The 19477-nt window shown below is 53.3% G+C and carries 18 protein-coding genes; 16 read left to right on the forward strand and 2 right to left on the reverse strand.

What is annotated here, in order from left to right:
- Positions 1 to 301 precede the first annotated feature (301 nt).
- The 11 genes from R70723_RS15420 to moaA all read left to right on the forward strand — a co-directional run bounded on the left by R70723_RS15420 (position 302) and on the right by moaA (position 13642).
- Complete coding sequence (locus R70723_RS15420; protein ID WP_039873212.1) at positions 302 to 3976, forward strand: nitrate reductase subunit alpha; 3675 nt, start codon at positions 302 to 304, stop codon at positions 3974 to 3976.
- Positions 3966 to 5537 carry a nitrate reductase subunit beta gene (narH, locus tag R70723_RS15425; protein ID WP_039873214.1) on the forward strand — a complete coding sequence of 524 codons (1572 nt, stop codon included), beginning with the start codon at positions 3966 to 3968 and terminating at the stop codon, positions 5535 to 5537. Before R70723_RS15420 ends, narH begins: the two co-directional genes overlap by 11 nt.
- Positions 5530 to 6096 carry a nitrate reductase molybdenum cofactor assembly chaperone gene (gene narJ, locus R70723_RS15430; RefSeq protein ID WP_039873215.1) on the forward strand — a complete coding sequence of 189 codons (567 nt, stop codon included), beginning with the start codon at positions 5530 to 5532 and terminating at the stop codon, positions 6094 to 6096. Before narH ends, narJ begins: the two co-directional genes overlap by 8 nt.
- On the forward strand, positions 6093 to 6779 hold the full coding sequence (gene narI, locus R70723_RS15435) for a respiratory nitrate reductase subunit gamma (protein WP_039873216.1): 687 nt from the start codon (positions 6093 to 6095) through the stop codon (positions 6777 to 6779). The genes narJ and narI overlap by 4 nt, the downstream gene beginning before the upstream one ends.
- Positions 6780 to 6826: 47 nt before the next feature.
- The gene (locus tag R70723_RS15440; protein ID WP_039873217.1) at positions 6827 to 7285 is read left to right on the forward strand and encodes a GAF domain-containing protein; all 459 of its coding nucleotides are present in this window, start codon (positions 6827 to 6829) and stop codon (positions 7283 to 7285) included.
- Between the two features lie 32 nt (positions 7286 to 7317).
- Positions 7318 to 8349 carry a sensor histidine kinase gene (locus tag R70723_RS15445; protein ID WP_047171431.1) on the forward strand — a complete coding sequence of 344 codons (1032 nt, stop codon included), beginning with the start codon at positions 7318 to 7320 and terminating at the stop codon, positions 8347 to 8349.
- A gap of 8 nt (positions 8350 to 8357) precedes the next feature.
- On the forward strand, positions 8358 to 9005 hold the full coding sequence (locus R70723_RS15450) for a response regulator transcription factor (protein WP_039873220.1): 648 nt from the start codon (positions 8358 to 8360) through the stop codon (positions 9003 to 9005).
- 23 nt (positions 9006 to 9028) lie between these two features.
- Positions 9029 to 9556, forward strand: a complete 528-nt coding sequence (locus tag R70723_RS15455) for a hemerythrin domain-containing protein (RefSeq protein ID WP_039873221.1) — start codon at positions 9029 to 9031, stop codon at positions 9554 to 9556.
- 256 nt (positions 9557 to 9812) lie between these two features.
- Entirely contained in the window at positions 9813 to 11303 is a 1491-nt protein-coding gene (locus R70723_RS15460) for an MFS transporter (protein WP_039873222.1), read from the forward strand.
- A 42-nt stretch (positions 11304 to 11345) separates the two neighbouring features.
- The gene (locus tag R70723_RS15465) at positions 11346 to 12599 is read left to right on the forward strand and encodes a molybdopterin molybdotransferase MoeA (RefSeq protein WP_039873223.1); all 1254 of its coding nucleotides are present in this window, start codon (positions 11346 to 11348) and stop codon (positions 12597 to 12599) included.
- 26 nt (positions 12600 to 12625) lie between these two features.
- Complete coding sequence (gene moaA, locus R70723_RS15470) at positions 12626 to 13642, forward strand: GTP 3',8-cyclase MoaA (RefSeq protein WP_039878820.1); 1017 nt, start codon at positions 12626 to 12628, stop codon at positions 13640 to 13642.
- A 16-nt stretch (positions 13643 to 13658) separates the two neighbouring features.
- Here the strand turns inward: moaA and R70723_RS15475 are convergent, their stop codons facing one another.
- A complete protein-coding gene (locus tag R70723_RS15475; protein ID WP_039873226.1) occupies positions 13659 to 13898 on the reverse strand; it encodes a hypothetical protein in 240 nt (79 codons plus the stop codon).
- Positions 13899 to 13994: 96 nt separating this feature from the next.
- Here R70723_RS15475 and ilvB point away from each other — a divergent pair, with 96 nt between their 5' ends.
- Positions 13995 to 15671: a biosynthetic-type acetolactate synthase large subunit gene (gene ilvB, locus R70723_RS15480; protein WP_039873228.1), complete on the forward strand. Its 1677-nt coding sequence runs from the start codon at positions 13995 to 13997 to the stop codon at positions 15669 to 15671.
- A gap of 88 nt (positions 15672 to 15759) precedes the next feature.
- Here ilvB and R70723_RS15485 read toward each other — a convergent pair whose 3' ends face one another.
- Positions 15760 to 16473 carry a YwiC-like family protein gene (locus R70723_RS15485; protein ID WP_039873232.1) on the reverse strand — a complete coding sequence of 238 codons (714 nt, stop codon included), beginning with the start codon at positions 16471 to 16473 and terminating at the stop codon, positions 15760 to 15762.
- Positions 16474 to 16744: 271 nt separating this feature from the next.
- Here R70723_RS15485 and R70723_RS15490 point away from each other — a divergent pair, with 271 nt between their 5' ends.
- The 4 genes from R70723_RS15490 (at position 16745) to R70723_RS15505 (ending at position 19456) form a co-directional block, all read left to right on the forward strand.
- The gene (locus R70723_RS15490; RefSeq protein ID WP_039873233.1) at positions 16745 to 17515 is read left to right on the forward strand and encodes an amino acid ABC transporter substrate-binding protein; all 771 of its coding nucleotides are present in this window, start codon (positions 16745 to 16747) and stop codon (positions 17513 to 17515) included.
- 28 nt (positions 17516 to 17543) lie between these two features.
- The gene (locus tag R70723_RS15495; RefSeq protein ID WP_039873234.1) at positions 17544 to 18203 is read left to right on the forward strand and encodes an amino acid ABC transporter permease; all 660 of its coding nucleotides are present in this window, start codon (positions 17544 to 17546) and stop codon (positions 18201 to 18203) included.
- Positions 18204 to 18218: 15 nt separating this feature from the next.
- Positions 18219 to 18962, forward strand: a complete 744-nt coding sequence (locus tag R70723_RS15500; RefSeq protein WP_039873235.1) for an amino acid ABC transporter ATP-binding protein — start codon at positions 18219 to 18221, stop codon at positions 18960 to 18962.
- A 185-nt stretch (positions 18963 to 19147) separates the two neighbouring features.
- Positions 19148 to 19456, forward strand: a complete 309-nt coding sequence (locus tag R70723_RS15505) for a hypothetical protein (RefSeq protein WP_039873236.1) — start codon at positions 19148 to 19150, stop codon at positions 19454 to 19456.
- Positions 19457 to 19477: the final 21 nt, after the last annotated feature.

The following is a 19477-nucleotide window of genomic DNA, read 5'->3' on the forward strand; positions in this document are numbered from 1 at the left end:
CATCCTTTCAGTATTTTTGATCAGTATAGCATATCAGCTGGTAGTGAAATCCCCGGTAAGGTATTCCCCGTACAACAAAGAGGGAACTCCCTATGGGGACCTCCCGCAGTGAAGAAACAGGCTTGCAGCGGCGCTTTTCCCGGTTTTGGGAGAGGCGTATTTGCCGTTTCGGCAGATCAAGGGAATTCCCGCGGCGCAATAGGTGTTTCCCTAATGGGAACTGCCGGCCTACAGATCCATAATGGTATTAATTGAATGATTGACTAGATTCGCTTCATTCGCAAAGGAGTGTTCGTAACCGATGAAGAAGAAATTCGGCCTTAACTTTTTTAAACCGATCGAGAGCTATTCCGGAAAATGGTCCATTCTTGAGGAGAAAAATAGAGACTGGGAAAATATGTACCGTCAGCGCTGGTCGCACGACAAAGTCGTCCGCACTACACACGGCGTAAACTGTACCGGCTCCTGCAGCTGGAAGGTATTTGTGAAGAACGGAATCATCACCTGGGAGAACCAGCAGATCGACTATCCTTCCTGCGGACCGGACATGCCGGAGTTTGAACCGCGCGGCTGTCCGCGCGGAGCGACCTTCTCGTGGTATGAGTACAGCCCGCTGCGTGTGAAATATCCTTATGTACGCGGCAAGCTGTGGCGGCTGTGGCAGGCGGCTCTGCAGGAGCACGGCAACTATATTGATGCCTGGGCCAGCATTGTGGAAGATCCGGAGAAAGCCAGCCAGTATAAAAAAGCGCGCGGCAAAGGCGGACATATCCGCGTTAATTGGGACGATGTGCTGCATTTGATCTCAGCACAGCTGATTTACACGATCCGCAAGTATGGACCGGACCGGATTGCCGGCTTTACGCCGATTCCGGCCATGTCGATGGTCAGCTATGCTTCCGGCGCCCGCTTTATCTCGCTGCTCGGCGGCCAGATGCTGAGCTTCTATGACTGGTATGCCGATCTGCCTCCGGCTTCCCCGCAAATCTGGGGCGAGCAGACCGATGTACCGGAATCCTCGGACTGGTACAATTCCGGCTATCTGATCATGTGGGGCTCGAATGTCCCGCTGACACGGACACCGGATGCACACTTTATGACTGAGGTCCGCTATAAGGGAACCAAGGTCGTCTCTGTAGCGCCTGACCTTGCGGAGAATGTGAAATTTGCCGACAACTGGCTGGCACCGAATCCGGGAACGGATGCTGCGGTGGCCCAGGCCATGACCCATGTTATTCTGAGTGAATTCTACCAGGAGCGGCAGGAGCCGATGTTCCTGAACTATGCCAAGCAATATACAGATATGCCTTTCCTGATTCTGCTTGATCCGCATGAGGATGCCTGGAAGGGCGGACGTTTCCTGCGGGCCAGCGACCTCGGGGACAGCACGCCGCACTCTGACTGGAAGCCGGTCATCTACGATGAGGCCGCCGGTCATGTGATGGTCCCTAACGGCACGATGGGCCAGCGCTGGGAGGAAGGCAAGAAGTGGAACCTGATTCTTGAGAATGAAGACGGCAGCAAGGTAGAGCCGGCGCTCAGCATTGAAGGCCATGGCGAAGAATGGACAGAAATTGTATTCCCGTTCTTTGACAACTCCGGCAACGGCACGTTCCGTCGTGTGATCCCGGCCCGCAAACTGCAGCTGGCTGACGGAACGGAGCGTTATGTAGCTACTGTCTACGATCTGATGCTTAGCCAGTACGGGATTGCCCGCACCGACAGTCCGCTTAACGCCAAAGGCTATGACGACGAAGCTTCGCATTATACTCCGGCATGGCAGGAGAAGATTACGACGGTGAAGGCCAGCGTCGTGGTGCAGATCGCCCGCGAGTTCGCGCAGAATGCAATAGATACAGGCGGACGCTCGATGATTATCATGGGGGCAGGGATTAACCACTGGTTCAACAGTGATACGATCTACCGTTCCATCCTGAACCTGGTGGTTCTGACTGCTTCGCAAGGCGTTAACGGCGGCGGCTGGGCGCATTATGTCGGCCAGGAGAAATGCCGTCCGATCGAAGGCTGGTCCACTGTAGCTTTCGCCAAAGACTGGCAGGGTCCGGCACGCCAGCAGAATGCGACCTCGTTCTTCTACTTTGCCACCGAGCAGTGGCGGTATGAAGAAAGCGGCACGGATTCGCTGAAATCTCCGACCGGCGGCGAGCTTGCTTACCAGCATCCGGCGGATTACAACGTTCTGGCTGCACGTCTAGGCTGGCTGCCGTCCTTCCCGCAGTTCAACAAGAACAGCCTGCTGTTCGCGGAAGAAGCGGCACGGGAAGGCAAGAAATCCAACAGTGAGATCATCGGACATGCGCTGGAGGAGATCAAAACGCGGAAAACCCGCTTTGCGGTGGAGGACCCGGGCGCACCGGAGAACTTCCCGCGTTCGCTCTTTATCTGGCGCTCCAATCTGATCTCAAGCTCCGCCAAAGGCCAGGAGTACTTCATGAAGCATCTACTGGGCGCTTCGGACGGACTGCTCGCTGAACCTAATGAAGAGCAAAAGCCGGAGGAAATCATCTGGCGTGAGGATGTGGAAGGCAAGCTGGATCTGATGGTTGCGATGGACTTCCGGATGACCACAACTCCGCTTTATGCAGACATTGTGCTGCCGGCGGCTACTTGGTACGAGAAAACGGATCTTTCGTCCACTGACATGCATCCGTTCGTCCACCCGTTCAACCCGGCGGTCAATCCGCTGTGGGAATCGCGTTCGGACTGGGATATTTACCGCCAGCTGTCCGAGGTCTTCTCCGAAATGGCGAAAACCCATCTGCCGGGCGTATACAAAGACATCGTTGCTTCACCACTCGGACATGACTCAATCAGTGAAATCTCCCAGCCGATGGGTCTGGTCAAAGACTGGGCTAAGGGTGAAGTGGAGGCCATTCCGGGCAAAACGATGCCTAACCTGAGTATTGTGGAACGTGACTATACCAAAATTCACGATAAATATATTTCGCTTGGACCCAATCTGGCAGTCGGAAAAGCCGGCGCGCACGGCGTCAGCTTCTCTGTTGCCGAGGAATATGAGGAATTAAAGAAGCTTAGCGGCGTTTATTTTGATGAATCGATCAAAAACGGCCTGCCTAAGCTGCAGACAGCCCGCCAGGCGGCAGATACGATTCTGCATCTCTCCTCGGCAACTAACGGCCGTGTATCCCAGAAGGCCTACGAATCGGCTGAGAAGGATCACGGGGTACCGCTGAAGGATATTTCAGCAGACCGTGCAGCGGAGAAGATTACCTTCCAGAGCATCACTGCACAGCCGCGTGAAGTCATTCCGACGCCGGTATTCAGCGGCTCGAACAAGCAGGGCCGCCGGTATTCTCCGTTCACCACGAATATCGAACGCCTCGTGCCGTTCCGTACGCTGACCGGAAGACAGCATTTCTACATTGATCATGAGATTTTCCTGCAATACGGGGAATCCCTGCCTGTATTTAAGCCGACACTGCCGCCTATGGTTTTCGGACCGCGCGACAAGGCAATCAAGGGCGGCCAGGATTCACTGGTGCTGAGATATTTGACACCGCATGGTAAATGGAACATTCACTCCACTTATCAGGATAACCAGCATATGCTGACCCTGTTCCGCGGAGGACCGACGGTATGGATTAATAACGAGGATGCGGCAGCCCACGACATTGAGGATAATGCCTGGCTGGAAGTATATAACCGCAACGGTGTGGTTACAGCACGGGCGGTAGTCAGCCACCGGATGCCGAGAGGCACCATGTTCATGTACCACGCCCAGGACAAGCATATTCAAGTGCCGGGGTCGGAAATTACCGATACCCGAGGCGGAAGCCATAATGCGCCTACCCGGATTCATCTGAAGCCTACCCAGATGGTCGGCGGATACGCTCAGCTCAGCTACGGCTTCAACTACTATGGTCCGATCGGCAACCAGCGGGATGTCTACGTAGCCGTACGCAAAATGAAGGAGGTTAACTGGCTTGAAAATTAAAGCGCAAGTTGCAATGGTAATGAATCTGGATAAATGCATCGGCTGTCATACCTGCAGCGTCACCTGTAAAACGACCTGGACGAACCGCAAGGGTGCGGAATATATGTGGTTCAACAACGTGGAAACAAAGCCGGGGATCGGCTATCCGAAGCGCTGGGAAGACCAGGAGCTCTATAAAGGCGGCTGGCAGCTGCGCAAAGGCAAGCTGGAGCTGAAATCCGGCAACAAGCTGTCCAAGATCGCGCTCGGTAAAATCTTTTATAACCCGGATATGCCGGAAATGAAGGATTACTATGAGCCATGGACCTATAACTACGAGCATCTGACTAACGCGGGGGAACAGAAGCACTCCCCTGTAGCACGGGCGCATTCGGCTGTAACCGGCGAAAAGATGGACCTGGAGTGGGGCCCGAACTGGGAGGACGATCTGGCCGGGGCACATGTCACCGGTCCGCTCGACCCGAACATCCAGAAGATTGAGGAAGAGATCAAGTTCAATTTCGAGAAGTCGTTCATGATCTACCTGCCCCGCCTCTGTGAGCATTGTCTGAATCCGAGCTGCGTCGCTTCCTGTCCTTCAGGAGCAATGTACAAACGGGATGAGGACGGCATTGTGCTCGTTGACCAGGAGGCCTGCCGCGGCTGGAGATACTGCATGACCGGCTGCCCTTATAAGAAGGTATACTTCAACTGGCAGACTAATAAGGCCGAGAAATGCACCTTCTGCTTCCCCCGTGTAGAAGCGGGCCTGCCGACTGTATGCTCCGAGACCTGTACCGGACGTATCCGCTATCTGGGCGTGCTGCTCTATGACGCTGATAAGGTGCTTGATGCGGCTTCAACGCCTAATGAGCAGGATCTGTACAAGGCGCAATGCGACCTGTTCATGAATCCGCATGATCCGGAAGTGATTGCCCAGGCCAGAAAAGACGGCATTTCCGAGGACTGGCTGGAAGCTGCCCAGAATTCACCGGTATACAAGCTGGCGATCGAGCACAAGCTGGCCTTCCCGCTGCATCCGGAATACCGGACGCTGCCGATGGTGTGGTATGTACCGCCGCTTAGTCCGATTATGAACTATTTTGAAGGCAAGGATTCACTGAAGAACCCGGATATGATTTTCCCGGCGATTGAAGAAATGCGCACGCCGATTCAATATCTGGCTAATATGCTGACTGCAGGCGATACGGAAACGGTAAAAGAAGCCCTGCAGCGGATGGCGATGATGCGCTCGTACATGCGCGCCCAGTCGTCAGGCCAGGAATTTGATCTTAGCCGTCTGGACCGTGTCGGCATGACTGCACAGCAGACAGAGGAAATGTACCGGCTGCTGGCGATTGCCAAATATGAGGACCGGTTTGTTATCCCGACCTCACACAAAGAGCAGCATATGAATCCTTACCGTGCCCAGGGTTCTGCGGGCTACGGCAACGGAATGGGCGACATGGGCGCAGGCTCCGGCTGCGACGGCTGCGGCGCTGCCAGCTCCATCGGCGAGAGCCTGAAGACCGGCAAAGATATGTATGAGGAGAATTTCTACGGGGGGATCTGGCGTGATTGATCTGACCAAATTGTACAGCTATAAGGAATCCTTCGGATATTTCGCCCTGCAGCTCATGTATCCAGAGAAGCTGGATTTTCATCCGGCTTTTCTGGAGGAGGCGTTCAGCCAGGATCATCCCGGCTATGCCCATGTGCATACGTACTGGACACTGATGCAGAACTACAGCCTGGAGGAGATTCAGGAGAGCTATGCGGCTACCTTTGATTTTCAGAAGGACTGCGCTTTGTATATGACTTATTTCAAGTTTGAGGATGCCAAGGAACGGGGACAGATGCTGGCTAAGCTGAAGCTGCTCTATGAAATGTTCGGACTGGAGATGCCGGAAGGGGAGCTGCCCGATTTCCTGCCGCTGATGTGCGAGTTCCTGTATGCCGCAGAATGGCTGGACAATCCGGATGCACCGGAGAACTTCCGGATGCTGATAGCGATCCTGGAGGACGGCACGTTCCATCTGCTCAAGGCGCTTGAGAAAAACAACAGTCCCTATTTCCATCTGGTGAAGGGGCTGCGCGTAACATTTAAAGCTTGTGCTGAACAGGAGGCCCTGAGCCAATGAATATGTACGGTCAGTTTCTATGGGTCATTTTCCCTTATATGTGTCTGGTGGTCTTTATATTCGGACATATCTTCAGGTACCGCAAGGACCAGTTCAACTGGACGGCCAAATCCAGTGAATTTATTGAGAAAAAGCAGCTGAAGTTCGGCAGCATCCTGTTCCACCTCGGGATTATGCCGGTTATTCTCGGCCATATCGGCGGTCTTGCCGTTCCGAAGTCATGGCTCGAGGCCGTTGGGGTGAGTGATCACATGTACCATATCGGAGCTGTGTATATCGGCGGGATCTTTGGTTTTGCTACACTGGCCGGTATGCTGATTCTTACAGCCCGGCGTTTTACAATCAAGAATGTACGGAGGCTCAGCTCTGCATCTGATCTGATTGTCAACTCGCTGCTTCTATTTATAGTGTTCATGGGAATGTACTCCACTATTGTGACTAATGCTGTACAGCCGGAATTCGACTACCGGGATACCATTTCCGTCTGGTTCCGCGGGCTGTTTATGTTCCGTCCTGATCCTGCACTAATGACAGATGTGCCGTTCTCGTTCAAGCTGCATATCCTGTCCGGCTTTGCTATCTTTGCCTTCTGGCCGTTTACCCGGCTGGTCCATGTCTGGAGTGTTCCGTTGAATTATATAGGCAGAAGTTATATTCTATACAGAAGAAATAAAACGAATTAAAGGAAAGAAGCCGGATTTTCTTTCCCTGTTCAATAGGAGTGGAAACGATGAATAGCAAGGTGGATTACCAGGGGGAGCTTGACGAGATCCGCAAGGCACTTGGTTATGACTTCATATCACTGGCGCTTGCCGAACCGGCAGAATATGATTATGTGATCCGCTGGAAATACGCCTCCGGGAACACGAATGAACGTTACAAGCGGATTGTCCTGCAATCAGGCAGGGGGATTGCCGGAATCGTGTTCAAGACCGGTAAACCGTTTCTGCTGCCTTCTGTAGAGAAAGACGTACAGCCTGATTCCTTATTTACTTATCCAATCACCAAAATGGAGAATTTAAGCAGTATTGCTGCTGTACCCATTTGGAGCGATGCCAGAGTAGCCGGTGTGCTGCTAGGGGGCTTCAGAGGGGAGCGGCAGGTTACCCTTGAGATGGTGCAGGCTCTGGAAGCTACCGCGCGCAGGGGCATTGGAGACTTGAACGGGAAGGAATTGTTGCTGAGTTGATTACACCCGGAAAAGATCTGACGAATGGGCTCATGAGCAGGCTGTTTGAGAATAGCACCGAGGCGATGTTCTTTTTTGACCGGGACGGCAAGATGCTTGCGATGAATCCGGCGGCAGAACAGATTATTGACCAGGATATTCTGGCCCAGCTGTATCAGGGAAATCCCCTGGCACTATGCGGAACCTGCCGGGGTTATACAAGTGAGACGGAGCTGCGCACCTGTCTGAACTGCTATTTTAATACGCCGGATACGGATAACTTCACCTCCTATCAGGTATATCTGGAGACAAGGGATAAGGGAATCGTCCCCTATGCGGCTACCTTTCATACGATTGATGCCGAGCAGGGAATCCGGGTCTTCATGCTGCGGGATCTGACCCGGCAGTTCAAAACCCAGGAGAAGTTCTACCAGAACAAAATGATGAAGCATGTTATCGAGGCCCAGGAGAATGAGCGCAAGCGGATCTCCCGCGAGCTGCATGACAGTGTAGCCCAGGAGCTGATGAGTGCGGTCATTGACCTGCGGGTGCTTAAATATATGACGGATGACGAGCAGCTGCTGCGGAAGGTGAAGCAGACCGAGGTATCCATGACCCGGCTGCTTAGTGATATCCGTAATCTCTCAGTAGAGCTGCGGCCGGCGGCGCTCGATGATTTCGGGCTGGAGGCAGCCTTCCGTTCCCACTTCAAGCGGATGGAGCAGAGCTATGGCCTTGTCATTGATTTCGAATCCCGTCTGTGCGAGAAGCGGTACAGCAGTGAGCTTGAGACTGTAGTCTACCGGGTATGCCAGGAGGCCGTGCTGAATGCGCTCAAGTATGCCCAGGTCGATACGGTTAAGGTTACACTGTCTGAGCGAGACGGCTTCATCCGGCTCCAGGTTGAGGACCACGGGATCGGCTTTCATCCGGGTGACGAGCCGGCGGGAACCGGTCTTGGCCTCTTCGGCATGCAGGAACGCGCAGAGCTGGTAGGCGGAACGTTCAGTGTGGAATCACAAAAGGGCAGAGGCACAAGGATTCTGCTGATGGTTCCTGCAGGAAAGATACAAGGGAAGGAATGAGCTGCTGAATGAAGATCGTTATTGCTGACGACCATGCCATCGTCCGCAGCGGGTTCGCCATGATTCTTAATTTTCAGGACGATATTGAAGTAATCGGAACGGCGGCGGACGGCAGGGAGGCTTATACGCTGGTTGCCAAGCACCGGCCGGACATTCTGATTATGGATCTGAGCATGCCTCCGGGCGAGAGCGGACTGATTGCTACCGGTAAGATTAAGGAGGATTATCCCGATACCAGAATCCTGATCCTGACGATGCATGATGACGAGGAATATCTGTTCCACGTGCTGAAGAACGGGGCATCCGGCTATGTGCTCAAAAGCGCTCCGGACGAGGAGCTGCTGCTGGCCATCCGGACCATATATGAGGGCGGCACCTATATTCACCCCAAGATGGCGACCTCGCTCGTCCGCGAGTTCATCAAGAAGGATAAAACCGTGACAACGGAGGATCTGTTCGAGCTGCTATCCAAGCGGGAGCTGGAGATTCTGCCGCTGATTGCCAAAGGCTACGGAAACAAGGAAATTGCCGAGAAGCTGTATATTTCCGTGAAGACGGTGGAAGCGCATAAGGCGAAGATTATGGAAAAGCTGAACCTGAAGAGCCGGCCGGAGCTGGTTGAATATGCGTTGCGTAAAAAAATGCTGGATTTCTGACCGGCGGATGGAGGTGGAGCCGCATGTCTCAAAGTGCAGGCTTAAAGTTTTCGACACCTGCCATGCGCATTCTTGAGAATGAGCACCGCTATTTATCATATCTGATGGGAGAATGGCATACTGCCGTGCTCTGGTTCGAGCAGGACGACATCAGTCTGGATGAAGGCAAAGCGAGGCTTCAAGAGCTGCGCAGGGCAATTATGGATTTTATGATTCCGCTTAACAAGCATACCGCTAAGGAAGAGGAGCATTTCTTCCCGCTGCTGGGCCAGTACATCGGCTTTGAGCAGGGGCCGCTCGTCGGCATTCAGGAGGAGCACCGGGAGATCGACGGTTACATAGGGCATTTTCTCCATCACACCGGCGGTGAGGCACAGCTGAGCTCAGTAGAAGAGCTTCGCGCTGCTGCCAGGGATGCCGGTGAGGCATTCGAGGTGCTGACCGTCCATTTTGTCAAAGAGGAGACGGTAGTGTTCCCGATGGCCGAGACCCTGCTGAGCCCCCGTGACCGGGAGCGGCTGTCCGGTAAACTGAATACAATGATCACATGAGCTGACAGCTGTTCCTGACCGGAGCAGCTGTTTTTATTTTGCTTTTAAAGTTTCAGATGCGAGTAATCCCTTAATTTGTGAGCAGTTTTAGCGGCAGGACGCCACGGGGAACCCGCCTTATTATATTTTCAGGGTTTACCCTGTCAGGGACAGGGGACTCCCCTATATCTGAGCCGGGGGATCGGCAGATACAATGAGTACAGGAAATATTCACATAGACAATCAGGAGAATAATTGGCGAAAAAGGTGAAAATGAATGATTAAAAAAATGCAGTTGCCGCTTCAAACACTAAACCTGGTTACCGGATTTATGGTATGGGTAATTATCTCTTCCCTCATGCCCTTTATTTCCGAGGACATCAGCATCCCGTCCGGCAAGCTGGCCATGGTCACCGCTATACCGGTGGTGCTCGGCTCAATCCTGCGGATACCGCTGGGCTACTATGCCAACATTTTCGGGGCACGGATCATCTTTATGTGCAGCTTTATTCTGCTGCTGTTCCCGGTCTACTTTATCAGTGAAGCGACCACGATGGCGCATCTGATTATCGGCGGAACGTTCCTTGGTATAGGAGGCGCTGTATTCTCGGTAGGGGTAACCTCACTGCCCAAATATTACACCAAGGATAAGCACGGTCTGGTGAACGGGATCTACGGGATCGGTAACCTTGGAACAGCAGTCACGACTTTTTCTGCTCCGATCATTGCTGCAGAGATCGGCTGGGGACCTGCAGTGAAGCTGTATCTAATTCTGCTGCTCATCTTCATCGCCCTGAACTTCTTCTTCGGGGACCGGCATGAGCCTAAGATGAAGACACCGATTATCGAACAGATCAAGGGAGTAGCCAGGAATGAAAAGCTGTGGCTGTTCTCACTGTTTTACTTCATTACATTTGGTTCCTTTGTGGCGTTTACCATCTATCTGCCGGGCTTCCTGGTATCCAGCTTTGGACTGGAGAAGGTAGACGCCGGGATGCGTACTGCAGGATTCATTGCTGTAGCTACCTTCTTCCGACCGGTTGGCGGATGGCTGGCCGATAAGTTCCAGCCGCTGTTCCTGCTTATCGGCACATTCAGCATTTATACTGTTGCTGCGATTGTCTTGGCCTTTATGCCTTCCATGGGGCTCTACACCGTAGGGTGTCTGGCGATTGCAGTGAGTGCAGGGATCGGTAACGGGGTCATCTTCAAGCTGGTTCCGCTGTACTTTAACAAGCAGGCCGGGATTGCCAACGGGATCGTGTCGATGATGGGTGGACTGGGCGGCTTCTTCCCGCCGATTATGCTGTCCATTATTTATGCGGCAACCGGGCAATATTCAATCGGCTTTATGCTGCTATCCCAGGTTGCGCTGGCCAGTCTGGTGCTGGTGGTGTGGCTGTATTTTCAAGACAAGCTCGCACTTACCTCAGAAGTGTTCAATTCAACAGGCCAAGGCATAATGGTTACAGATGTCTCGGGCCAGATCAAGTCAGTAAACCCTGCCTTTACAAGGCTTACAGGCTTTGCGGAAGGTGAAGTGCTCGGCAAGCAGCCAAGCATCCTGAAATCAGGCCGCCAATCCAAGGATTTCTACAGTCTTATGTGGAATGAGATCAGGGAGAAGGGCATGTGGCAGGGCGAGATCTGGAATAAGCGCAAGAACGGCCAGGAGTATCTGCAATGGCTCAATATCAGCGCGGTGAAGGATGAGACTGGTGAGGATGTGCGGTACGTAGGCACATTCAGCGATATTACGAATAAATAACCGGCGGCAGCCGGGTTCCAGTATAAGCGAGGTTAGGAGCAGATGAAGGTGGAGAAGACAAGAAATCCGGTCAGCGTAGCAGAAGCAGTAGCCAGAGTGATTGCAAAAGCCGGCCGCACCGGCACGGAAAGTGTACCGCTTGCCGAAAGCTATGGCCGCATCCTTGCGGAGCCGCTGACCGCGACTCATGATGTGCCGCATTTCACGCGCTCACCGTATGACGGATACGCCATCCGGTCGGCTGATTCTGCTGAAGCATCCGGCGGCAGCCGTGTACAATTCAATGTGGTGGATCACATCGGTGCAGGCCAGGTGTCTGGTGTTACGGTCGGCGCTTATGAGGCGGTCCGGCTGATGACGGGAGCGGCGCTTCCGGCAGGTGCGGATGCGGTAGTCATGTTCGAGCAGACGGCTGAAGCAGGTCCGCTGGGCTTTACGATCCGAAAAGCCTTTGCAGCCGGTGAGAATCTGTCCCTGCAGGGTGAGGATATGCAGGCAGGTGAACAGATTATCCCGGCAGGCAGCTTCATCCAGCCCGGCACGATTGCGCTGCTGGCCACGTTTGGATACTCGCAGGTTAAGGTGGCCAGGCGTCCGGTTGTCGGTATCCTGTCCACAGGAACAGAGCTGCTGGACGTCGCTTCTCCGCTGGAGCCCGGCAAAATCCGCAACAGCAACGGTCCGATGATCGCCGCCCAGCTGGCCCGGATGGGCCTTCCGTTCAGAATGTATGAGACTGCAGCAGATCAGCTGGAGGAAAGCCTGCTGACAGTCGGGCGGGCGCTCTCGGAAACCGATTGCCTTATTACTACAGGCGGGGTTTCCGTCGGTGATTATGATTACCTGCCTGAAATCTATGCCCGTATCGGGGCAGAGGTGCTGTTCAACAAGGTCGCGATGCGTCCGGGCAGCGTAACAACGGTTGCAGTCTCGGGCGGCAAATGCCTGTTCGGGCTGTCCGGCAATCCTTCAGCCTGCTTTACCGGCTTTGAGCTGTTTGTGCGGCCTGCTCTGCTGCAAATGACCGGGGCGGAAAAGGTATATCTGCCGTATACCAAGGCGGTGCTTGCCGAGGATTTCTCGAAGGCCAATCCGTTCACGCGGTTTATCCGGGCGGTGTATGACGGCTTTTCGGTCCGGCCTGCCGGATTCAATAAATCCAATGCCGTATCCTCAATCGCACGGGGGAATTCCCTGATTGTGCTGCCGGGAGGGACGAGGGGCTATACTGCGGGCACTGCTGTGGACGTGCTGCTGCTTGGCGTTGAAGAAGGAACAGAGGAATGGCTGCTGTAAGCCTGCAGGAAAGGAGAACCAGACAGATGAGAACATTACCCGTACAGGATCAATTGCGCCGTCCGATCCGCGATCTGCGGATTTCCGTAACAGACCGGTGCAATTTCAGGTGCTCCTACTGCATGCCCAAAGAGCTGTTCGGCGATGATTATGCGTTTCTACCGGCCGGTGAGCTGCTGACCTTTGATGAAATCAGCCGGCTGACCAACCTGTTCATCTCCCTGGGTGTGACCAAAATCCGCCTGACCGGCGGCGAACCGCTCCTGCGGCGTGAGCTGCCTGTACTCGTTGAAGGGCTGCGTGCTATGGACGGGGTGAAGGATATGGGTCTAACCACTAACGGAGTATTGCTGGGCCAGCAGGCAGAGCCGTTATATGCTGCAGGACTGCGCAGGCTTAATGTCAGCCTCGATGCACTGGATCCTGAACTGTTCGGGCAAATGAACGGGCGGGGGTTGAAATCCGGCGTTATTCTGAAGAACATCGAGCATGCGGTAAATACCGGGTTCGAGGTTAAGGTGAATATGGTAGTGCAGCGGGGTGTCAATGAATCGCAGATTGAACCGATGGCCCGTTATTTCAAGGAAAAGCAGATTACCCTGCGCTTCATTGAATTCATGGATGTCGGCAATGACAACGGCTGGAGCTTCAAGAAGGTGGTCACCAAAAAGGAAATACTGGAGCGCCTCCAAAGCAGCTTTGAAATGGAGGCGCTTGGACATAGTTACTTCGGTGAAGTTGCTGAACGTTACCGTTACAAGGACAGCGGGGCAGAGGTCGGCTTTATTACTTCTGTCTCAGAATCATTCTGCTCTTCCTGTACGCGGGCCAGATTGTCTTCCGACGGGAAATTCTACACCTGTCTGTTCGCTTCCACCGGTCTGGACCTTAGAGCTATGCTCCGCAGCGGAGCAGATGACTACAGCCTGCTGAAGGCGATCCGGACGGTGTGGGAGCAGCGGAGCGACCGTTACTCCGATGAACGGACAGAGCAGACTGCCCGCAGCCGGACGAAGATCGGCATGTCCTATATCGGAGGCTAGGCTGCAGGCAGGAGAATCAGCTGTTAATGGAGCCGGACTGGAGATCGTTTTTGGCTGACTCGAAATTTCCCGAGCCTACCCGGCGGCGGATTTCTTCCTCAGTGAGCGGCTGGCCGATTGAGCCGGTCGGAATGGCTTCTGTGCCTTCATCCACTGCCGCCCGCTCTACCCTGGCAAAGCCGGCGTTTGTTCTGCGGCCGATTTGCTCGCGTTCTTCACGTGTGAGATGGACCTGCTGTTCGGTATCTTTTGCCAATGGAGATCATCCTCTCAGGTATAATCTATCACAACATGTTACCCATAATCTGTTATCCGTAAAACATATTCATTAGACAGGAGACGAATTGTACCTATGAACGGAGCCCAGCTGCTGATTCAGATGCTGATCGAAAAAGATGTGGAGACGATATTCGGATACCCGGGCGGAGCCGTACTGCCCTTGTATGATGCGTTATATGATTGTGACAGGATACAGCATGTTCTGGTCCGGCACGAGCAGGCGGCTGTACATGCCGCAGATGGTTATGCCCGGGCCACAGGACTCACTGGTGTTGCGCTGGTTACAAGCGGGCCGGGGGCCACTAATGCCGTGACCGGTATTGCTACGGCGTTCATGGATTCTGTTCCGCTGATTGTCTTTACCGGGCAGGTGTCAACAGAGCTTATCGGCCTGGACAGCTTTCAGGAAGTGGATATTTACGGGATGACGATGCCGATCACCAAACATAATTATATTGTAAGGGAAATCGCAGATCTGCCGAGGATTATACATGAAGCCTTTTATGTAGCGGCAACAGGACGGCCCGGCCCGGTTCTGATTGACCTGCCCAAGAATGTGATGAATGCGGAGGTGCCGGACAGCTGTTATACTGCGGAAACGATGAACCTGCCTTATATCCGCGGTTATCAGCCGGACCATTCCATTCTTCAGGCTGATGTCCGGCTGGCGGCGGAGGAGCTAAGCAGCGCACAGCGTCCGCTTATTCTCATCGGCGGGGGCTGCATGACTGATAATACGCCTGCGCTAATCAAGGCGTTTGCCGAGCAGTACCATTTGCCTGTAGCCAGTACCCTGATGGGTCTCGGCGCCTTTCCGTCAGGGCATCCGCTGCATCTGGGCATGGTCGGGATGCACGGCAGTGTAGCTGCGAACCGCGCCTTGCAGAGCGCTGATGTGGTGCTGTGCCTCGGCGTCCGGTTCAGTGACCGTGTCACCGGCAACCGCAAGGCCTTTTCACCGGATTCCTACAAAATCCAGGTGGATATCGATACCTCCGAGCTGAACAAGAACATTCAGATCGACCTTGCCATTACCGGCTCCTGTGGTGAAATGCTGGAACGGCTGACGGGTAATGTACATACAGCAGACAGGCAGGAATGGGAGCGGCAGATTCAGGACTGGCGCAGCCGTTCGGCAAAAGTGAAACGCAAGAAGGAGCAGAAGCTGGCCCCGCAGGAAGTGATCGCCTGCCTGCAGAATGCCTCTGACGGAGATGCCATTATCGCTACAGATGTAGGCCAGCATCAGATATGGACTGCAACCCATTATCAATTTTCCCGGCCGCGTTCGTTCCTGACCTCCGGCGGGCTGGGCACAATGGGGTATGGCCTGCCGGCTGCCATCGGTGCTGCGGTTGCTTATCCGGACCGTCCGGTGATCTGTATCACCGGAGACGGAAGCATTCAGATGAATATGCAGGAAATGATGACCGCTGTTGATCTGAATCTGAATGTCAAAATCGCCATCTTCAAAAACGGCTATCTCGGCATGGTGAGACAGTGGCAGCAGCTGTTCCTCGGCAAGCGCTACTCCTCGGTACGGATCAGCTCACCGGACTTCGTTGCCCTTGCCAAGTCGTTCGGGGCTCATGGCTTCAGTGCGCGTTCACTGGATGAGGCTGAGCAGATGATCGATCTCGCGCTTCATACGGAAGGCCTTGTGATTATGGAATTCGATATAACCGAGGAGACGAATGTGTATCCGATCGTACCGCCGGGCTCAAGCAATCAGGATATGATTGTGGAATAGACATGAAACTCCTGCATTACAAAAAAAGGATGCTTTGCTATCGAAACGCCGATAGAAAAGCATCCTTTTTATTGTTCGCCTGCAGACTCTAGAAATAAAAAACCAGCACGGCTGCGTACAGCATGGCCGAAAAACCAATCTCGGTTATCCCGGTACGTTTGGCTGTAATCCCTGTCTTCGGCAGAATGGCAGCCCGGAGCAGCAGAACAAGCAGAGGCACAAACAGCGAGGGGAACAGCAGCAGGCCTGCCGCTGCAACCAGCAGATGATAAGCAACGGATACATAATAATAGCGGACATTGTTCCGTTCCCGGATGATTGTTTTAACATACAAGGCAGTGCCGGTGAAGTATAGGGCGGACAAGAGGAACAGCTCTGTGGCGGTCCGCCAGCTCTCTCCCTGACCGACATAGAAGACCGGATAAATGATCAGGGAAAAGGCTATGATCGCTGAGATGTCGTTAACGAGGGCGCGTTCATTTTTTGTTTTGGCAAAATAGAGATTGACCGCAAAGAGCGGCAGCAGCGGGAGTACAAACCAGATCAGCTCAGGCTCGGCGATAACCAGATAGGCAACAAACGGGATCAGCAGAAGCCCGTACAGCTTGAGCGGCTTGGCATAACGCTGGAATTTACCGGTCTTGACCCCCTGCAGCAGCGGGAAGCTGAACAGATAAATCAGCAGCCAGCAGATGAACAACGGAATATGTATGGCTTTTCCTGCAGATGATGCAACTCCAAACAGAAAAGGAAGGATCAGCATGGCCCAGGCTCCGTGCTGGTTAGGGATATACTTCCTCATTTAAATATCTCCTCCTAAGGGAAGCTGTTATGACAGGGCTGAGTACAATCAGCCTCAATTTATTATAACTCCTGTCATGACAGTGCTATAGTGACCGGAAACACAGCTGCATTTTGCAGTATATAATTGTTTGCAATTTATCCATTGACAGAGAAGCCGATCACTCCTTTATCGACGCAATTCACATCGTATGTTATTATGATACCCTGATAACGTGTTAACGAACTAAAGCGCGTGTGGACATTTTAATTTTACTAGGGGGATTAGAGAGATGAGACGCAAGGGACTATGGATTCTTTTAACGGTAATGATTATAGCGGTGCTGGCAGGCTGCTCCGGCTCGGGGAAAGATGATAACAAGCTGGTCATCGGAATTGATGATAAGTTCGCGCCGATGGGCTTCCGTGATGAGAACAATGAAATTGTCGGCTTCGATATTGACTATGCCAAGGCTGCTGCCGAAAAAATGGGCAAAGAGGTTACCTTCCAGCCGATCGACTGGTCAGCCAAGGAATCGGAGCTGAACAGCGGACGTATTGATATGATCTGGAACGGATACACGATTACTGATGAGCGTAAGGAAAAGGTGCTGTTCACCAGACCCTACCTGGAAAACAGCCAGGTGGTAGTTGTGCTTGCCGATTCCACGCTGACAGCACTTGCGGATCTTGCCGGCAAGGAACTCGGGCTGCAGAGCCTGTCGTCCGCAGCTGACGCACTCGATGCCAGCCCGGTTAAAGCCGAGGTTGCCGGTGTTTCCGAGTTCCCGGATAATGTCCTTGCGCTGACTGACCTGAAATCGGGCCGCCTTGACGGTGTAGTTATTGATGAAGTAGTAGCCAGATACTATATGTCCATTGAGCAGAATACATACAAGCTGCTTGACGAGTCTCTCGCTCCTGAGCAGTACGGTATCGGAATCAAGAAGGACAATCAGGCTTTGCTGGATGAGCTGCAGAAGGCGCTTGATGAGCTGAGCAGTGACGGCACGGCTGCCGAAATTTCTACTAAATGGTTTGGCGAAAATAAAGTATTGAACTAGATAGCTTCCTTAGGAGTCGGTTGCAGACATGAGTATCGATTACATTATCCAGATTGCCGGGCCGATGCTGGAGGGGGCACGCACAACGGTGCTGCTGTTCCTGATCGTCATCGTCCTGTCCATCCCGCTGGGGATGCTGGTCACACTGATGGCCAAAAGCCGTGTTAAGCCTCTGGCCTGGCTGGCCCACACTTACATTTACGTTATGCGCGGCACTCCGCTGCTGCTGCAGCTGCTGTTCTTCTGCTTTGGACTGCCGCAGATCCCGGTCATCGGAGAATACCTGGTCATGGACCGTTTTGCCGCAGCCTGTCTGGGCTTTATTCTGAACTATGGAGCCTACTTTGCTGAAATATTCCGCGGCGGCCTGTTATCCATCGATAAGGGACAGCATGAGGCTGCCAAGGTGCTCGGACTCAGCAAATGGCAGACCCTGCGTAAGGTTATTCTGGCCCAGATGTTCCGGGTTGCCCTGCCGGCGGTGGCGAATGAGTCGATTACGCTGGTAAAGGACACGGCACTGCTCTATGCTGTAGCTGTACCGGAGCTGCTGAATTATGCCAAGACTGCAGTAAACCGCGATTTTACAGTGACTCCGTTTGTTGTAGCAGGCATCATCTATTTGCTGATGACTCTCGTGCTGACGCTGTTCTTCAAGCTGCTTGAGAAACGTTTCAAATTTGAGTAGAAGGGCTGTCCGATTATGAGCAGTATTATTGAAGTGAAAAAACTACAGAAATCCTTCGGCAGCCTGGATGTGCTGAAGCAGATTACCTTTGAGGTCAATCCCGGCGAGGTTGTTGCTGTAATCGGTCCTTCCGGCTCCGGTAAAAGCACCATGCTGCGCAGTCTTGTGCATCTAGAGGAGATCACCGGCGGAAGCATCTTTATTCACGGTAAAACGCTGGCCGAGAACGGCAAATACGCCGGTACGGCAGCCATCAGGGACATCACCGCGACAATGGGCATGGTGTTCCAGCATTTCAACCTGTTCCCGCATCTGACGGTACGGGGAAATCTGGAGCTGGCTCCCAGAACGCTGAAGCGGGAGAGCAGCCAGGCCATAGCCGCCAGAAGTATGGAGCTGCTGACCAAGGTAGGACTCGCCGACAAGGCGGATGTATATCCGTCCATGCTGTCCGGCGGGCAGAAGCAGCGGGTGGCGATTGCCAGAGCGCTGATGCTGAGCCCGGACATTCTGCTGTTTGATGAGCCGACCTCGGCGCTCGACCCTGAGCTTACAGGCGAGGTGCTGCGGGTAATCCGCCAGCTGGCCGAGGAGAACATGACGATGATCATCGTGACCCATGAGATGAGCTTTGCCCGCGATGTGGCGGACCGGGTATTCTTCATGGATAACGGGGAGATCGCTGAATCCGGAACACCGGAGCAGATTTTCGGCAGCCCGAGGCTTGAGCGGACCCGGACCTTTTTGAATCAGGAGTGAAAAGGCTCAGATAGAGGAGAGTGCGTAGCTTATGCTATGCACTTTTTGTTATTTTCTGTATGAATGAGCATGCATTGTTTTGACAGCAGAGACGGAGAGTGAGAAAATATGATTTCGGGGCACGGAGGAAGACAGGCAACCCTAACAGCTCCGCTGCACCTATTTTGCTTTTTTGGAGGCTAATCATGAATCAGCGTTTTCGTATTACCCGTTCGATGCAGGAGGATACTGCAGCAGAGGCAATCACCCTGGAGGAATGCAAAGCGTATTTCGCCCGCAGGGCTGATTTTGCATATTCGCAGACTTTTAGTGTTAAAGGGCCGGAGAGCATCATGACCATTGAGGGAGACTTCTTCATGTGGCAGTACGGCGAAGCAGAAATTCCTTTCCGGCTGTATTCCGGAGATCTCTATGTGGCAGTATCCGCAGAGGCGGTCGTTCCTTTAATGATTGAGATTGCCACTGATCTTCAGGCAGATATTATAGAAGGTTAGCAATTGAAGTACAGTAACCGT

This window comes from Paenibacillus sp. FSL R7-0273 (assembly GCF_000758625.1).
Classification (GTDB): Bacteria; Bacillota; Bacilli; order Paenibacillales; family Paenibacillaceae; genus Paenibacillus_AQ.